The organism is Paenibacillus sambharensis, from assembly GCF_003233845.1.
GTDB lineage: Bacteria > Bacillota > Bacilli > Paenibacillales > Paenibacillaceae > Paenibacillus_I > Paenibacillus_I sambharensis.
This window is the reverse complement of the sequence record NZ_QKRB01000028.1, coordinates 121,197-138,270: the sequence shown is the minus strand read 5'-3', so window position 1 is coordinate 138,270 and position 17,074 is coordinate 121,197. Positions and strand designations below refer to the sequence as shown.

Annotated in this window: 14 protein-coding genes; 3 read left to right on the top strand and 11 right to left on the bottom strand. The window is 48.9% G+C overall.

The genetic code is table 11. The features are described from left to right. Positions 1 to 36 precede the first annotated feature (36 nt). The 10 genes from DNH61_RS03275 to DNH61_RS03230 form a co-directional block, all read right to left on the bottom strand. Positions 37 to 1,092 (bottom strand): hypothetical protein, encoded by a 1,056-nt coding sequence (locus DNH61_RS03275; protein WP_111145240.1) that lies wholly within the window; start codon positions 1,090 to 1,092, stop codon positions 37 to 39. After that, entirely contained in the window at positions 1,089 to 2,873 is a 1,785-nt protein-coding gene (locus DNH61_RS03270; protein WP_111145239.1) for an HSP90 family protein, read from the bottom strand. Before DNH61_RS03270 ends, DNH61_RS03275 begins: the two co-directional genes overlap by 4 nt. 191 nt (positions 2,874 to 3,064) lie before the next feature. Next, on the bottom strand, positions 3,065 to 4,201 hold the full coding sequence (locus DNH61_RS03265) for a nucleotide disphospho-sugar-binding domain-containing protein (protein WP_111145238.1): 1,137 nt from the start codon (positions 4,199 to 4,201) through the stop codon (positions 3,065 to 3,067). Between the two features lie 135 nt (positions 4,202 to 4,336). Then, on the bottom strand, positions 4,337 to 6,637 hold the full coding sequence (gene metE / locus DNH61_RS03260; RefSeq protein WP_111145237.1) for a 5-methyltetrahydropteroyltriglutamate--homocysteine S-methyltransferase: 2,301 nt from the start codon (positions 6,635 to 6,637) through the stop codon (positions 4,337 to 4,339). A gap of 139 nt (positions 6,638 to 6,776) precedes the next feature. Beyond that, on the bottom strand, positions 6,777 to 7,676 hold the full coding sequence (locus tag DNH61_RS03255) for a LysR family transcriptional regulator (RefSeq protein ID WP_111145236.1): 900 nt from the start codon (positions 7,674 to 7,676) through the stop codon (positions 6,777 to 6,779). Between the two features lie 116 nt (positions 7,677 to 7,792). Beyond that, on the bottom strand, positions 7,793 to 8,320 hold the full coding sequence (locus DNH61_RS03250; RefSeq protein ID WP_111145235.1) for a DinB family protein: 528 nt from the start codon (positions 8,318 to 8,320) through the stop codon (positions 7,793 to 7,795). Between the two features lie 303 nt (positions 8,321 to 8,623). Beyond that, positions 8,624 to 9,211, bottom strand: a complete 588-nt coding sequence (locus tag DNH61_RS03245; protein ID WP_111145234.1) for a DedA family protein — start codon at positions 9,209 to 9,211, stop codon at positions 8,624 to 8,626. A 31-nt stretch (positions 9,212 to 9,242) separates the two neighbouring features. Further along, entirely contained in the window at positions 9,243 to 9,611 is a 369-nt protein-coding gene (locus DNH61_RS03240) for a hypothetical protein (RefSeq protein ID WP_111145233.1), read from the bottom strand. A 92-nt stretch (positions 9,612 to 9,703) separates the two neighbouring features. Continuing rightward, positions 9,704 to 10,411, bottom strand: coding sequence for a DUF421 domain-containing protein (locus tag DNH61_RS03235; RefSeq protein ID WP_111145232.1), 708 nt, complete (start codon positions 10,409 to 10,411; stop codon positions 9,704 to 9,706). 35 nt (positions 10,412 to 10,446) lie between these two features. Next, positions 10,447 to 11,175 (bottom strand): hypothetical protein, encoded by a 729-nt coding sequence (locus DNH61_RS03230; RefSeq protein WP_111145231.1) that lies wholly within the window; start codon positions 11,173 to 11,175, stop codon positions 10,447 to 10,449. Between the two features lie 207 nt (positions 11,176 to 11,382). Here DNH61_RS03230 and DNH61_RS03225 point away from each other — a divergent pair, with 207 nt between their 5' ends. Next, a complete protein-coding gene (locus tag DNH61_RS03225; RefSeq protein ID WP_220036915.1) occupies positions 11,383 to 11,547 on the top strand; it encodes a DUF305 domain-containing protein in 165 nt (54 codons plus the stop codon). Between the two features lie 87 nt (positions 11,548 to 11,634). Here DNH61_RS03225 and DNH61_RS03220 read toward each other — a convergent pair whose 3' ends face one another. Beyond that, on the bottom strand, positions 11,635 to 12,501 hold the full coding sequence (locus DNH61_RS03220; RefSeq protein WP_245947888.1) for a CPBP family intramembrane glutamic endopeptidase: 867 nt from the start codon (positions 12,499 to 12,501) through the stop codon (positions 11,635 to 11,637). Positions 12,502 to 12,773: 272 nt separating this feature from the next. On the opposite strand from DNH61_RS03220, the gene DNH61_RS03215 reads away from it, so the two are divergent. Together DNH61_RS03215 and DNH61_RS03210 are read left to right on the top strand one after the other, a co-directional pair. After that, positions 12,774 to 14,789 (top strand): methyl-accepting chemotaxis protein, encoded by a 2,016-nt coding sequence (locus DNH61_RS03215; protein ID WP_111145230.1) that lies wholly within the window; start codon positions 12,774 to 12,776, stop codon positions 14,787 to 14,789. 614 nt (positions 14,790 to 15,403) lie between these two features. Continuing rightward, a complete protein-coding gene (locus DNH61_RS03210; protein ID WP_111145229.1) occupies positions 15,404 to 16,945 on the top strand; it encodes a glycosyltransferase family 4 protein in 1,542 nt (513 codons plus the stop codon). Positions 16,946 to 17,074: the final 129 nt, after the last annotated feature.

The following is a 17,074-nucleotide window of genomic DNA, read 5'->3' as shown; positions in this document are numbered from 1 at the left end:
TCGCAGCGGCATGTTATCGTGAATGGCAATTTGCTGTTAGCGGCTAGTCTCCTTGGAGAGCCGTTGTGCCTGCTCCAGCTGACGCTCGATCAACGAGCTGCAGTGACTGTTGCCGTTTCTCTTATCGAAGGCTGCTGCCAGCCTGTCACATTCATCCCGTACCCACTCAGGTGTAACATGCAGCGGTACAGCTGGAACTGACCGTCTCTTCTTTCTGTACCATTGACTAAAGAAGATGCGAACTGCCAGCAGAAATTTGAACCGGGTCCAGTCTTCTCTGGTTTGCAGCGCATAGGGTGTCAGCCTTTCAACAATCCGCTTGGCTTTCGGCAGATCAACGATGGCATAATACCGGAGGTAATCAGCATAATAATCGAGATCGCCTCTCCCCTCTGCAAGCAGTCGCAAGCCTTTGCGTGAGATAGCTGCCGCCTGCTCGGCCCGGCCTGCTTCTAGCAGCGGAAGCAGCGCATTGCTGTACGTGTTCTTGGGAACTGATCTGCAGCTGATTTTCCCATCAAATATTTGCTTCACCTTCTGAAGCCCTCGCTTATAATGTCCCAGCTGATAATGATGTTGGCCGAGCGCGTCATGATCGCATGCTTGGCAGTCAGACAGGGCATCCCGCCGGGCTCGCTTCCATTCCAGGTAAGCCTCCGCCGCCGCTGAAACATCGCCCCTAGCCATTGCGAAAGCACGTAAATTCTTATAGTAAGGACCCAGATGATAATCATACTTCAGGCACTTGGTTTTGAAGTCCTCGAACATCCGGTTGATCAGCTCTAAGGGAAAATCGGTAAAGCGCCAAACCTGATTCAATATCCATTTATAATGCCAGAGAATGTGGTGGGATGAGTAATCGCCGGGATTGCGTTCAAACTCTGACAGACACCAGCCGAAGGAGATGAACATCCGCTCTCCGCAGCCGCACATCAGAGCCTCATCGGTATAATCCATACGGGCATCATAAGCCTGCTGCTTCGACATATACTCATCTGCAAGGCGAATGCTCTCCTCAAGAACCCGGAGCTTCTGATTGCCTGACGGCATGCTCCAGGCTTTGCTTCTTAACTGCTCGTAGCGTTCCTTCATGAGACGCCGCCCCCCGTGTTCGCCAAGCCAAGGTTAAGCAAAGTCATGAACGATTCGTTCATCATCTGGAGCTCTCCCGATTGCATCGGATAGCTCCCAAGCAGAAGTGACTGGGTATAAAGCGACTTGATCGTCAGGTCCTGAATCTGCAGATCCTTGCACTCTGCCATCTTGCGCACGATCGGGTTGTTATAGTTGAAGCAGAGCCGGGCGAACGGCAGTTCGTGCATCTCGTTGGTGATAATACTTGCCGCCTCATCAAACAATTCGTTCAGTTCATCTCTTCCCGATTCAGCCATACGGAGGAATCCGACATCTTCACTTGTCGTATACAGGACTGCAATATCGGCAGGCTCAAACCACCGGACAGCGGATTTGCATTGGTAAGGAAGAAGCAGGGCATCCGCCATCTCTAATACAGGGCTCATCTGCTCCGTATCCTCCCGGTCCAGCTCCTGAAACCGTTGGAAGAACTCGAGCGGGTCTACAATCGTGACCTCCAGCTCAGGATAGACATCCGGAAGCCTGCGGATGAGCTGATAATCATGCACATATCCGCCGTTCACAACCAGCAGGTCCTGTGCCTTGGCAACTCTTGAAATCTGGCGGAATTCATCCAGCGTTGAAGTCAACAGAATATGCTTAGTCTTGACGGCCAGCTCTTCTGCTTCCAGGGTTCCTTCGGAAGTCTCGAACGCAAGGTAAGGAATGAACAGCTCGTAGGAATCCTCGTCCTCTTCTGCCAGCGTTTTCAATGAAGAATAATGAATTCGAATGATTCTTCGGAGAAGCTCCGGATTTTGCTCTGCCAATTGGCGAAAATGCTGCTTGATTACTTCTCCCATCTCATTCTGGACGGCATAGTAGATATCATTCTCATAGAAGGCTTCCCTGGAGGCCGTGGGTCTTAAGCCGTTGGCATTGATTACGGAAGTGGCGAAGAAAGCCCAGGATGGCAGAATGCTGTCCATCTTGTCCGAGAGCAGCATCTGCTTCACATACATCTTATGCCTTCTCTCAGCCTGCAGGCTGACAGGATAAGGCAGGATATAAGCTACGCCCTCTACCTCTCCGACTGTTGAGCGCAGCTCTATGACATCCAGACAATCCAGATTCAATTCATCCTTGGCATAAGCGAGAGCCTCTTCGCGGGTCATAGACCAAGGCGCCTTGTCATGATTAACCTTGCACTCATAGCCGTCCTCAACCAGCCAGATTGCCGCAGGAAGATAGGCTCCATAATGTTCAAGCAGCTCATAGACACGGTACCATTCCCCATACTCTTCGTAATCCTGCTTAAGCGTCAAGTATACCGTCGTTCCGATTGACACTTCCCGGTCCAGCTTGCGGATGGTATAGGTTCCGTCCGGTCTGCCCCGCCATTCAATTGAATCCCCTTCCATAGCAGAGCGGGTTATAAGCACGATTTCTTCACTTACGACAAAGCAGGCCAGCAGTCCCACACCGAATTGGCCAATATATTCGTCGGCGCTATCGGGATCTTCCCGTTTGGACGTATGGCCGATTTGAGCCAAAAATTGTATAATCTCACGCTCTGTCAGTCCGATCCCGTTGTCTTGGACAGCTAAAGTATGGGAGGAGGGGAACAGCTCCACTGTAATTTTACCTGACAGGTTATGACCTAATCTCTTGCGGGCGGTTACGGCATCTGCTCCGTTCTGCAGAAGCTCTCGAATGAACACGCCAGGATTGCTGTACAGATGGTTGGATAGCAGATCAATCATACCCTTAAGATTAACTTGGAAATTATATTCGCTCATTCGTCCAACCGCTCACTTCCTGCTTGTAGTCGTCAACACCTTGTAAGAGTTATTTCGGTATATTGACACAGGATGTTAAGGCCTGACAGCTCTCTTGGTCTTACAACATGCAAAAAAAACGGGGGATTTGCTCCCCCGCTATCAACAACAGGAATACGATGAAGCTGAATATCGCAAGAGACCTGGCGCCACTATTGAACGACCGATTCCTTCTTTGAAAAATACTCCTGCAGCAAATCAGCTCCCCTGATGCTTCCGCCTGCTTGATGCAGGGCAGCCTGCATGACTCTTACCCTCTCCCTGATGGTTACATCGCCGGTAACCGACTGAGCGGCTTCCTTTAACTGGTCCGCATTCAGCGTGCTTATATCCATCCTTAATCCCAAATTCAATTCTTCCACACGGGCGGCTACCATGGGCTGGTCAGAGGTTAGCGGAACAGTAATGAGAGGTACCCCATACCAGAGAGATTCCATAACCGAATTCATGCCGCCATGAGAAACGAACAGGTCAGCATGCTTCAGAACCTCCAGCTGCGGCACAAAAGGATAGATCAGAAAATTCGATGGCTTATTTGCCGGCATGGTTTTGGCTACCATAACCACTTTCCAATCCGAATCTGCAAAGGCATCGATACACATGTCATAGAATCCGGGATCTTGAAGGATGCTGCCAAGCGATATATAAATAGTAGGGTGATCCTTAATCTGGTCAACAGGGAAGTCTATTTCATTCGTCCTGTCTATGATTGTCGGCCCGATAAACTCACAGGAACCTTTCAGATATTCAGCGTCAGGCTGAAATTCCCGGGGGATCGGTGCAAGAATAAGCTCATCCTTCATTCTGAACATATTCGATACCAGCTCGGAAACTTCTCCGTCAAACATTGATGAGATGTTCTGGAATGCCGGTAAATCGGTTGTAATTACAATACCCGAATAAAACATGACATGGGGAAAATGAAGCTGTTCTATAATCGTCCGTCCCCACATGCACATGGGATCACATATCACACCATCCGCACCTTCAGCCCTCACCTGGTCAAGCAGCCGGCTGGACTCCTGAATGTGAACGTTCAAGTGATGAAAGAAGTCCTCGGGAGTCACATGCTCAGGGGGAATTCCCTCCCCATCCTTTAATAAAGAGCGAAAACCAAACTCCTCCCCGATTACTCTTATTTCCGCACCCGCGCCGCGGACCCTTGTGCTGAATTCCTCAGTTGTATAATAGATGATGTCATATCCTCTGCGTACCAATTCGTTAGCTACCGACAAAGTGGGATTGATGTGACCATGAGCAGGAAGCATGAAAACCAGCAGCTTCTTCATTCATTGATCTCCTCTCCAATATAGGGTATGGAAACTTCTTACAGTACGGCAAAGCCTACTATACATAATTTTCCAGATACCTGTCAATACTGGATCGGTCTTGTTAAAGATTCTTAATATTAGTAAGTAAGCTAACTATAGCGTATGGGTCAGCCTGGCATATTTCTCCCGGATAGCCTTGGCCGCCTCCACCATGTTTCGCAGTGAAGCTGCTGTTTCTTCTATTCCCCTTGTCTTCAGTCCACAGTCAGGATTGATCCAGAACAGCTTCGGATCAAGCACACGCAGAGCACGTTCGATCATGGCGATCATCTCGCCAGGCTGGGGTATACGCGGACTATGGATATCATAGACCCCGAGGCCGATGCCCAGCTCGTAGGTCTCCTGTTCAAAGCTGCGGATCAGCTCTCCGTGACTGCGTGAGGTTTCAATGGAAATCACATCGGCATCCATCTGCTTAATTGAATCAATCATGTCATGGAATTCGCAGTAACACATATGGGTATGAATTTGGGTAGTATCCTGCACCGTGCAGGTCGCTGCCCGGAACGCCCTTACCGCCCAAGACAGGTATTCAGCGTGATAAGCTTCCTTCAAGGGAAGTCCTTCCCGCAGTGCCGGCTCATCGACTTGGATCATGCCAATGCCCGCTCTCTCCAGCGCCTCCACTTCCTGTCTTAAGGCGTAAGCCAGCTGGCAGGCCACAGCTTCTCTCGGAATATCTTCTCTCACGAACGACCAGTTAAGAATCGTGACTGGCCCGGTCAGCATCCCTTTAACCGGTCGCCGGGTCCGGGACTGCGCATAGCTGGTTTCTTTCACAGTCATCTCACCAATATAAGCCGCATCACCATAAATAATCGGCGGTTTGACACAGCGGGAACCGTATGACTGCACCCAGCCGTTCTGTGTGAAGGCGAATCCGGCCAGCTTCTCACCGAAGAATTCAACCATATCAGTCCGCTCAAACTCTCCGTGCACAAGTACATCCAGACCAATCTCCTCCTGCAGCCCGATCCACTTATCAATCTGGCTGCGGATAAAACCGGTATACTGCTCGCCGTTCCATTCCTTCCTGCGCCATAACTGACGGGCTCTTCTCACCTCTTGGGACTGCGGAAAGCTGCCGATTGTAGTTGTAGGGAACATAGGCAGCTGCCATTTTGCCTGTTGAACGGCATAGCGTTCGGCAAAAGGCCGGCTGCGCTCAAGCGGTTGTTCTCTAATAGCTGCTATAGCCAGATGAACATCCCCCCGGCTGCGCTCTTCAGATGCCTTTAGTGACTGGGCCGCCTGGCGTACGTCTTCCACCGTCTTCGCAACAACGGATTCCCCCTGTGCTACTGCCTTGGTGAGCAGAACGAGCTCATCCAGCTTCTCATCTGCGAATGCCAGATTATTCCTCAACACAGCAGGAAGCTGATTCTCCTGCCGAAGGCTTACCGGAACATGCAGCAGGCTGCAGGAGGATTGAAGCAGCAGTCTGTCAGCAGACACGGATTTTCCAAGCTCATCCAGAATAGCTGTCTTGTCATCCAGAGGCGCTCTCCATATGCTGCGTCCGTCAATGATACCCGCGCCAAGGACCTTATTCTCCGGGAATCCCTTGGTTTTGATTGAATTCAGATTATCTTTCAAGCCGTGTACGAAGTCCAGGCCAATACCTTGAACAGGCAGTGTAACGAGCTCATCATAATAGTCAACGGATTCAAAATAGGTTTGCAGCATGATACGGATAACCGGAGCCTGCTTGGTGAGATAGTCATAACTACTCCGCAGCCGCAAGAGATCAACCGGTTCCAGCTTAGTTACCAAGATAGGTTCATCCATCTGCACCCACTGCACACCCTCAGCTTCAAGCTCCTGCAGAATTTGCCCATACAGCGGGATCAGCCGTTCCAGCCACTCATCTGTATCACTCAGGCTGTACCCCTTGGACAGCTTCAGGAAGGTCAGAGGACCAAGAATGACCGGCCTCCCCTCTATGCCCAACTGCTCTTTCGCTTCACGGTAGGCGGACAGCGGCTTGTTCTCTGTGAGGACGGGCGATGAGCCATCTAACTCGGGTACAATATAGTGATAATTGGTATTAAACCATTTCGTCATCTCGCATGCCGGTGCTTCCCTGCTGCCTCGTGCCATAGCATAGTAGGTGGTCAGCGGCACGGGGCCGTGTCCCTCGTAACTGAACCGGCTTGGTACAATTCCAAGCATCACAGCTGTATCCAGCACATGGTCATAATAGCTGAAGTCATTTACAGGGATGATGTCGATCCCCTTCTTCTGCAGCTTGCTGAGATGACTTAACCTGATCGCCTGCAGCTTGTGCTGCAGTTCAGATTCCTGAAGCTTGCCCGCCCAGAATGCCTCGAGCGCCTTCTTCCATTCCCTGTTCTCGCCAATACGCGGGTAACCCAACACACTGCTTTGTACCATTCTTGTTAACGCCTCCTGCCATAATGTGGATCATGAGTGATTACAAGAAAGATACCATGGACGGCTAGCTATAAGGTAAATCCAGAAAACTATATTCAGTTATATCTACAGACTATAGCTCAATGCAAAAACAAGGCGATCAGCTGATCGCCTCCTTCAATGCTTCAACATATGCGGTTCCAAGCCTGGTGAGCGGCATACTGCGATGAGAAATCCAGCCTACATGGATGCTTTCCTCGCAATCCAGCGGAACTGGAATGATTTCGTTGCCATTGAGATCAGCGCTTAATACCCCGGTAGAGATGGTATAGCCGTTCAGCCCGATCAACAGGTTAAACAAGGTTGCCCGATCATTGACGCGGATACTCTTGGGGTGGTTTAAGGTGCTTAAGATCTCTTCAGAGAAATGAAAAGAGTTATATTCACCTTGGTCAAACGAAAGGTAGGGATAATGCTTCAGCTCTTCAATCGTTACGGCCGGCTGCTTGGCCAAGGGATTGCGAATGCTGATGAAGATATGCGGTTTAGCGGTAAATAGGCTGTTGAACTGCAGATTAGCATCCTTAAGCAGCTTGTTAATAACCTTTCCATTGAACTCATTCAGATACAGAATGCCGATCTCGCTGCGCAGGTTACGGACATCCTCAATAATTTCATACGTCTTCGTTTCACGCAGGGCAAATTCATACTCCTCCTGCCCGTGTTCCTGCACGAGCTGTACGAAGGCATTGACTGCGAATGCGTAGTGCTGCGTAGACACCGAGAAATGCTGCGTGGAAGGCTTCGCATGAAGGTACCTTGTTTCCAGCAGCTCAGCCTGCTCCACCACCTGTCTTGCATAACTGAGAAATTCAATCCCGTCCTTCGACAAGGTAATGCCTTTATTGGAACGCTCGAAGATTGTAATCTGCATTTCAAGCTCCAAATCTCTTATCGCGTTGGAGAGGCTTGGCTGGGAGATGAACAGCCGCTTGGCTGCTTCGTTAATCGAGCCCTGCTTCGCAACCTCAATCACATATTTCAACTGTTGAAGCGTCATGAATTCATCGATTCTCCTTCTATCATTCTTCTATGATGTTTAGTATACATGATCTGCATTTTCTAATCTTGTAGTCGAACTTACTTATTAATCGGTCCTTGTCTGTCTCTGTATGTCTACTTCAACAGTCCAAGATAGGCAATCCAGGGGCCGACATCTGCGCGGTACCTCCCGCCCATAATGCGCATGATCTGTGCCATGTGTGTCAGGTCATGCACTACCCAAGTGGAGATTAGTTCGCGCGCCTTAACGACTCCAAAATCGGGATGAAGCCCAGCAGCTTCAAGCTGTTCTTCGCTATGAACAAGTGCTTTCAGCTTCTTCAGGCTGCCCATTCTCTCCCTGCGAAACGCTGCAAGTATTGTCTCAATTGGATAATCCCTATCCTCTGCTGCTTTCAGATGCGCATTCCGGTTAAAGGGCGGGAATGTCCTGCCTATTCCCTCTTCCAGAATCATCTCCAGCCTTGGCAGCCAGTTGGTCCTCTCTCCTTCGGTAAGATGCGCAACGACTTCTGTTACCGTCCAGCTCCCTTCGCCTTCATTGGTATGCAGCCAGCTATTGGGCAATCCGATCAGTAAATTCTCTAGTATGGCCGGTGTCCGCTCAAGCACAATCATCGCCTCATCTAATTTAAATATCACAGAAATCCCCTCCTTCTTGAGTGTCCTCAAACGCAAAAGAAGCCGAGTATTGTCTGCACTCGGCTGCCTTAATACATATATGCTTGCTTCACATTATATCAGTCATTATCCTACTTGTATTCCTGCTTAGCGCCTGTTGAAAATTTCACTTCAATCTCCAGCTTCTTCAGCATCCTCCGCTTCACGCTTCACCTCCAGTTTGGAACCATTGGCGAACTTAATGACGGCCTTCAGTATCTTAATATCCGCTGCCTCCAGCTCGAAGGTACGGCTGATAGCCTCGACAACCTGATTGTTAATAAATCATTTGTTTATCTTGCGCTTATATCCAATATAGATAACTAGCATGATTACCATTGAGCCGGCAACCGGGAATGAATATTCCTTCAATAGCGCTGAGACCTGACTCCAATTCTCTCCAAGCTTCATACCAAGATAAATGTATGCATAGGTGATAGGCAGCATAGCCAGCGCTGTGTACACTATAAAAACGGTCAAGCTCATCTTGGCGACTCCGCACGGAAAAGAAATTAATGTTCGAACACCGGGTATAAACCGGCCGAAAAAGGCCACCCCAGGCCCATATTTATCGAAAAACCGCTCTGCCTTTTCTAATTCCTTACTGCCCAACAGAACATACCTGCCATAACGTTCAAGCAGCGGTCTTCCGCCGTAACGTCCCAGCGCATAAAGGATTAACGGGCCTGTGACACCGCCAGTTGTTCCAGCCATAACTGCCAGCACGAACCCCATATCCCCTTCATGAACCCAGTACCCGACCATTGGCAGAATAAGCTCGCCCGGAATAATCTCGATCGACAGCATGACGATAACACCAGCATACGACAATTCTTTCCAAAACAATATGATATCGTGAATCCACTGCTCCATGCCTTACACTCCCCATATAGATGAACTCTGATTACTCAGGCATTCGTGTATATGGAGATACAGCCACAAAAGTAGATGTATATTTAAGAGGGTAGAGCAGAAGCTGCTTCAGCCGAAGCGGGATAAACAGCTTCCTTCGATAGATGGAAGAAACCAAAGCAAAGGTTAGCAAAGAAGCAATTCGAACATGCGGCAGCTGCACAGGAGAATACTTGCTGATCTTGGCGGACAAGGTTGTTTTCCAGACAGCAGCCGATAAAACAGATTCATCAGCTGACAGCCTTGTCTCTGTTAAATTTGCAGGCTTGTCGTTGAAGGAAAGCGGCAGCAGCGAGAAAACGAGTAAAAACGTGAATACAATAATCGTGTGTTTACGCAGCTTATGCGTCCACAAAATCAAAGCGTCTGGCCTCCTTCTTCACAAAATTCTGCTAGAATCTTAACACGGGCTAATCCGCAAATACAATATTGGATTTGAAGCGCGCTTGTTTACTATGGATTCCGGTTCATCTTATCTCTCTCGTCTCCTCGGGCAACGAAGATCCGGCCGTTCTGATCCGCTTGTGCGATGAGAATTTCCTTAGGGTCAATCTCATCACCGTACTGCTCCCGAATCATATCGACCGTTATATCAGGTTTTATAGGAGATTTGGAAGGTTCATCCGCAAGAGAGCCATCCATGTATAGTAACCGCGGCACCCCCCTTTCCATAGAATTCAGACTCATATCCTGAACGGTTACAGGCAGCAGCGCCCCTTTCTTTTGAACGGTAACCGTCCCATCCTTTTCCAGGAAGGCAAAGGAGATCTCATCCAGGTAAAATACATTTTTCTTCCTCAGCTGCATGAGCAGATCATCCATGGTAACTCTGGATTTCTCTAAGGCCTTGCGGTCAATCACGCCGTTAATAATCAGCAAATCCTCTTTGCCATTAAACCACTTTCGCAGCAAACGGCTCTTAAGTGTCAACCAGTCCGTTCCAATTGCCAACACAGAGAAACCTGCGAGTGCGGCGAGGCCTTGGATTAGCGGAACTTTATCCGTAAGGATAATCGTGCCGCCAAGCGAGCCGAACGTTACGCCTGCAATAAAATCAAAGAACGTCATCTGGGATATAATCTTCTTGCCGACCAATCGTGAGAACAGCATGAGGAAGAGGTACGTTAAGACAATTCTGATAAACAGCTGCGACCATTCCATTGTAAACCCCCCTTGGTTTGTTAAGCTGAAATAATTCACCGGTTACTCACGAACAACAAAACCGTGTAGACAAGAGCTCCGAGAAAAAATGCCCACACGCTGCTCTGCTTCTGGTGAGGCAGCTCCTCCTTCATAACATTCACAAGGATGGCCCCTGACAGGAAGGCGAAGAGTAAAGATAGAGCATAATCGGGTATATCGAACGCTATCCCGCATCCCCAACCGATAAGTACAGACAGTGCCAGCAGCCATCTGCCGTACTTGTTATACTTGTCCCTGTGATGCTCATGCAGAGCATGATCGTTGACCAGGAAATGCATGCCCATTGCAGCAAAATACAACAGTAAATTCATTAAATCTCCGCTCTGAAAACGGTCGACCAGCAAGTAACCGATCAAACCGTTATAAACGGCAAAAGAGCCAGTATGTATCCAGAAGATCCGGGCTTCCCTATAGTTGGGACTGCCCTTCCTGCTTCCCCTGACAAATCGCTGTAAGCCATAGTAAAGCACAAGACCAGTCATGCCGGCCAGATAGGCATCCTTCTCAACAAATTCCAGCCAGTGAACGCTGCTTCTCTTAAGAACAGCCTCATGATGGCTGAGTTCGGGCAGTATATGGATGAACACATACGAAACCGCAATTCCTCCGGATAAGGAGAGCACCCAACTCTTGCTCATCATGGAGCTAACCAGCCGGATTTTCCCCAGTATGTGGATAAGGGCAAGCACAAGCGCCAGCGATAAGGTCAGCCACAGATTCATCTTCGAGGCTCCTATTAAGTGAATTTATACGACTCCTCCATCCCATTGTTTCCTGCTTGGCAAACAATAAACGCTCGCTGCTGGTTGAACTATACGACAATTTCACCTGTTTAATCGAACAAGAGCAGGGTTAATACGGCATAACGAAAATTTACCGTTAAATAACCAGTCAGACAGGAGGACTTAAATGAAGAGAAAGTAGCTTGGATGAAAGCGATGATTCCACATCACTCTATCGCCATTCTTACAAGTGAGCGGGCGAACATCTCTGATCCGCGTGTTCAAGAGCTCGCCAACCAGATTATCGAATCCCAGCGGGAAGAAATCAGTGAGATGAAGCGGCTGATTGAAGACCTGGAAGCGAGCCAATAATGATGGAGATCTGCCAGACAGGTAAGCTAAAACAAGGAGAGAGCGGACACGGCCGCTCTCTCCTTGTGTACAGCTATCCGCTTATCCTCAGTCATCTGCTGCTTTGCTCATCCAATTGAGTGGCCGAAGCTTTCCCCTTCTGGACCAAACTAGCAGAATTATGATACTTAATACGATCGTTCCGATGTGAATAAGATAGTATCCGTTCCTCGACAGGTACTCAACCTCGATGATTGCCCCGCTGTCAGGTACAACGATATACCGGACCATTTCAAGCCATGCCAAATGATAGCCGATACACATCCATAAGTTGCCGGATAGAATACGGGACAGCTGCAGAGCCGTGCCGAAAACCGCCAATGTTAGGACATACTCCCAAGTCACGGCATCCCACGAACCTATACCTGCAGCGACAAGACCTGCGATGATTGCCAGGGGAGCTAATATGAACAGCAATACCTGAGTGATTAGGGCAAGCCATGATGGCAGCTTCGTATTCAGGTTTTGGAAAATGTACCCCCGGAATGCCAGCTCCTCGGGAAATGCCTCATAGAAGAAAGCAATTAAGAGATTAATCATCATGGCGAGCAACGTCTCGGCCGGGATTTGAACACCGACCACCTTGATCCAGCCAAATACAAGACCAGTGAGAAGTGTTATGCCGGTCGACAAGAGAAGCAGTCCTGCCCCCTTTAGCAGATAGGCAAGCCCCTGCGGCGGGGAACTCAGGCCCAGGCCGCTCCAAGGCTTTCTGTCAGCATATTTCCGAAGCAGGTAAATCAGTGGGACCGATACCCCTGTGGTCACAACCGCCAATATAATTTGAATCGCTTCTCTTTGAAACCCATATGCCTCAGCCACCTGTGCTGCTGCCACTGCGAGTCCGAGCCCAATGACAAATGACAGCCATCCAAGGAGAACTCTTAATGGCATTCGCATAGCTGGTGTCCTCATAGACTTACTCTCCCTTCTTCTCTTCCAAACTAACTTTAATGAGTACCGCTACTATATATAAGCAGCTTTCATTGCTTTGGTGAGGGTGATAAACCATCACCCGGAGCTTAATCGAAACTATATATTATTTACGGATGTGATATTTAGCATATGAATTCGACAAATTATTCAGATATTTATCGACAGGTATCGACCCTTGCTATATACTAATTTTAAGCATTAACATCAAGCGTTATGTAAGCGTTAACAGGCATCTGGGAGGGATAACAAACATGGCAGCATTTACACGCAAGCTGGGATTTGAAACATTGACAGGGAAATTTCTATGGAGTATCGGTGCTGTCCTGCTTATTTTATTCTCCTCTTTATATGGATGGAGCTACAGTCATGTCAGTAAACCGATTACCGATCAGTTTATGGAAGAAGGCAAATCTTTCGCTACAGCTCTTGCTGGGACGATTGAGAGCGTTACAGAACAGGATATACGGAACGGCATTACACTCTCAACTGGCGACAAGATAAGCGGCCCGCAGCTGCGAGAACTGTTGTTTGATGATTCCCTTACCCCTCTCTCCGAGAATGAGGCTGTTGCCGAGCTGAGGCAGCAGGATCCTGAATATGCGGCTGCCAAGCAGCTGTTGTTCGATGGCTCTGAGATTCCTTTGTGGCAGTATGAGCAGAAATTCACCAGTGTCTACGAAGGATATACGGACGAACGCTGGCAGGGAATTATAGATAGCTTGGCTCTAAGTGATGCTGTTGTGTTTGCGCTCCCTATCGCGTTTTCCGAGAATAAGGAGGCGGCGGGCTTTATTGCCACCCACAATACGGAATACAGTCCTGTTGGGGAATCTTCGGTGGATAAGTGGGGCAGCGAGGACATTCTTAGCCAAAAATATCGGGCAAACCGCGTATTTAACGATGCTATTGGTTACCGCGCGGCGGCTTACACCAACAAGGAAGCCCCTCTCGTTCAGACCTATCCGCGTGTGATCGAAGGCAAGATTGTTACGATGTGGGACATCTCCTATCCCCTATATTTTGACGGAGATCACTGGGGAGCCGTCCGGATTGCGATGTCGAAGGAAAAGGCAGACATGATGATTGCGAAGCAGCGGGAACAGCTTCTCATGCAGTACGGCTTCATGTTTATCTCCATCATGCTGATGCTGTCCGTTCTTACCAAGTTCCTGGTTCAGCGGCGGATTAAACGGCTCACGGCAACGACTAAGCAGATTTTTGCTGCAGGAAAAGTAGATCTAAGCCAGCGTTTCACACTAAAGGGACGAGATGAGATTAGCCAGTTGTCCGCTGAGATTAATACACTGGTGCAGCATCTAAGCGCGTTGGTGCATTCGATCCGTACAACTTCAAACGAAGTGAGCGCCTCCTCCCGCTTCCTTCTGCAAAGTATCAATAATTCGAAGGATTCTGCTTTACAATTCCATACCACCATGCAATCTGTTAGCCGCGGCGCAGAGCAGCAGGCGGCCGGAGCGCATGAAGGGGCGTCTGCGATGAACGAAATGGCTGGCAATGTCAGACACATCGCAAACTTCTCAGTTGAAATAGCAGAATCATCCCAGGAAACACTTAATCAGTTTGAGGAAGGCAGCCAAAATGCCGAACATGCGGGTGAACAAATTCAGGACCTGCTCGCTTCCACTCTGTCTGCAAGAGAAACTATATTGAGACTCAATCAGCTCTCGGGCGAAATTGGCTCATTCGCTTCCTTCATTCACGGAATCGCAAGTAAAACCAATATTTTATCGCTGAATGCTTCCATTGAGGCAAGCCGTGCGGGAGAGCATGGCAAAGGGTTCCAGGTCATCGCAGGAGAAATCCGCAATTTGGCTGAACAGACTCAACAGTCCTCTGACAAAATCATGGATATGATTCTGGATATTCAAAAGCAGACATCTTCTGCAGCTTCATCTATGGAACAGAATGCCCAAGGGGCGCAGGCAAGCGTCCATGCCGTGCAGCAGGTTACAGAGTCACTGAAGAGGATACTGGAGGCAACTCAGCTGGTAGACGCTAACGTTCAGCATGTCTCGGCCACCTCTCAAGAGCTCACTGCGAGCGTTGAGCAGGTGAAGACAACCATAACAGACATCGCTTCGATCTCAGATACATCAGCTAACCATATCTCTGCTGCTGCCTCTTCCTATCAGGAGCAGCTGAGCGAAATTGAACGTATGGCTGAAGCGTCGACAAACTTAAGCAGACTGGCCAGTCAGCTTGAAGCAAGTGTTCTGCTCTTTAGGACTTCTGAAGATAACAATTGATGGCAAGAGTGATCAGCCAGTATTCTTTCCAACCATAATTGAAGCAGGCAGAGTCCCGTGCGGGCTCTGCCTGCTCTTCTATTAACCAGCAAGGAAGCTCTAGTAATGCTTATAGGAGACGGTTTTGTAGCAGTGCTTTGTAACCTTCGGCTTGTAGCAAACCTTCGTTACGTAAGTCTTTTTAACCGTCTTGATGATTTTCTTGCATTTTGGTTTACGGTGACCGTGACAGTTGTGACCATGTGAATGGTGACGGGGCTCACAGTGCTCATGATGACAGGGGTTGTGTGTAGGTTTGTGACAATGGCAGCAATCGCAGCTGTGGCGCTTGGGCAGCTGACTGCGCTTCGGTTTCCAGTGCTTATATGGTTGACACCAGGATTTACATCTCATCGATCTCGACCTCCTCGTATAAGTTACACTTCCAATATATGTACATGGGACAAAGCCGAAACGGCCAAGACCTACTGTCAAGAAATTGGCGTAAGTGCCTTGTCTCTCGTCCCTCAATCGTCAGCATTCTCCGACACCCGCCCGCGACAACAGATCAGGATAGACATATGATAACCCAGTGTATAACACGAGGACCGCAGCCATAGAGGAGGTGTAAGAGCTTGAAGGCAAGTAAGCAATTAAGCCGGGCAACAGGCAAGAAGAAGACACGACCCTTCTATACCCGCCGTCTGCTGAAGAGCAAGAAGCGGCTTACAGCTAACAGAAAACGTCAGGCAGCCAGACGAACATCGAAAGGCAAGGCTGGTAAAGCGAGCCTGATAATTAAACCGCGATTAGGCAAACGTCGAGTATACCGGAAACACAAAAAGCGACCAGGCGCAAATCCGGTCATACAGCCTCCTCCCTTGTCACTTCCTGAAGTGAGCCATTACAAGCTCCCGTCAGACACTCGAGCGCAGCCTGGTTCCCGCCTCCCGTTAAATGTTCTCTACATTGTGCATACATTCTACCCGGAATCCTATACTGGCACAGAGAAATTTGTTCTTAACCTGGCACGAGCCGCACAGAAGCTCGGGCACCGAGTAAAGGTTGTGACTTACAGCAGCACCTTATCTGCTGACCTGCCTTCCCATAATCCGGATATCGTAAGCCAGGAATATGAGTATGAAGGCATCCCAGTCATCGCCTATCGGCAGCTTCAAGGGGATACTCCCCCGCCTGTCACAGCTGATGATTCCTTATTATCTATGTTTGCTGATGACATCTTGACACGTGAGCAGCCGAGCATTATACACATTGCACATCCCATGCGCGGTATAGCCTTTATGCAGTCGGCACTGCGTCTTGGTATACCCTATGTACTCACACTGACAGATTTCTGGACGGTATGCCCGAAGTCTATTTTGCTTCATTCTAATCGTCAGCTTTGCGCTGGTCCCGAAGGCGGCTTGTCCTGTCTGGCTCACTGCCAGATCCCGGATGCCGCAGAACGGCTCCAAGCTGTAACACCACTTTTGCTGGCCGCACGGCATATACTGGCCCCATCCGCCTTCCTGGCATCATTCATCAAGCATGTTATCCCTTCTCTGCCGATTGAGGTGATTCACCATGGGATGCGTCATGAGACACTTGTCCCTAACGAGAGACAATACCATAAGAACAGCTCGTTAACCCTGCTGTACGGCGGATCTCTAAATGAACACAAAGGCGTGCATGTGCTTATTAAAGCAATGTCATTCGTTCCTTCGAAACGGATCAAGCTGCTCATTTACGGATCCGGTTCACCGGAATACACCGCTTTGCTGCACCGTGCGGCGCGCAAGGATAAGCGTATTCTGTTTCGAGGAACGTATACAGAAGCAGAACTGCCCTCCCTGTATCAAGAGGCTGACATTGCAGTCGTTCCGTCCATCTGGTATGAGAATCATCCATTGGCCTTACATGAAGCACTGGCTTCACATGTGCCAGTATTAAGCTCTAATATCGGCGGCATGGCAGAAAAAATTGTTGACGGATTGAATGGCTATACCTTCCGTACCGCCGACGCCCGCCACCTGGCTCAGCGAATTAAGCTGCTTGCTAACAATCCCTTACTGATTAATAAATTGAAGAATAACATCCGTGAGCTGCCGCTGCCTGATCTTGAACTCGAAGCATCTGCATACGAATCCCTATACTATTCGCACACAAGAATAAATTAGAAGACAGTCCAGTAAGCTGCTGCCCCGTCATTTGACATGAATGCTATTAATTCTGCACAAACCTCGATAATTCGACAAGACAATCCATGATTATTAAGTTATAATAGAAGCATCAACCGCTCATACAGG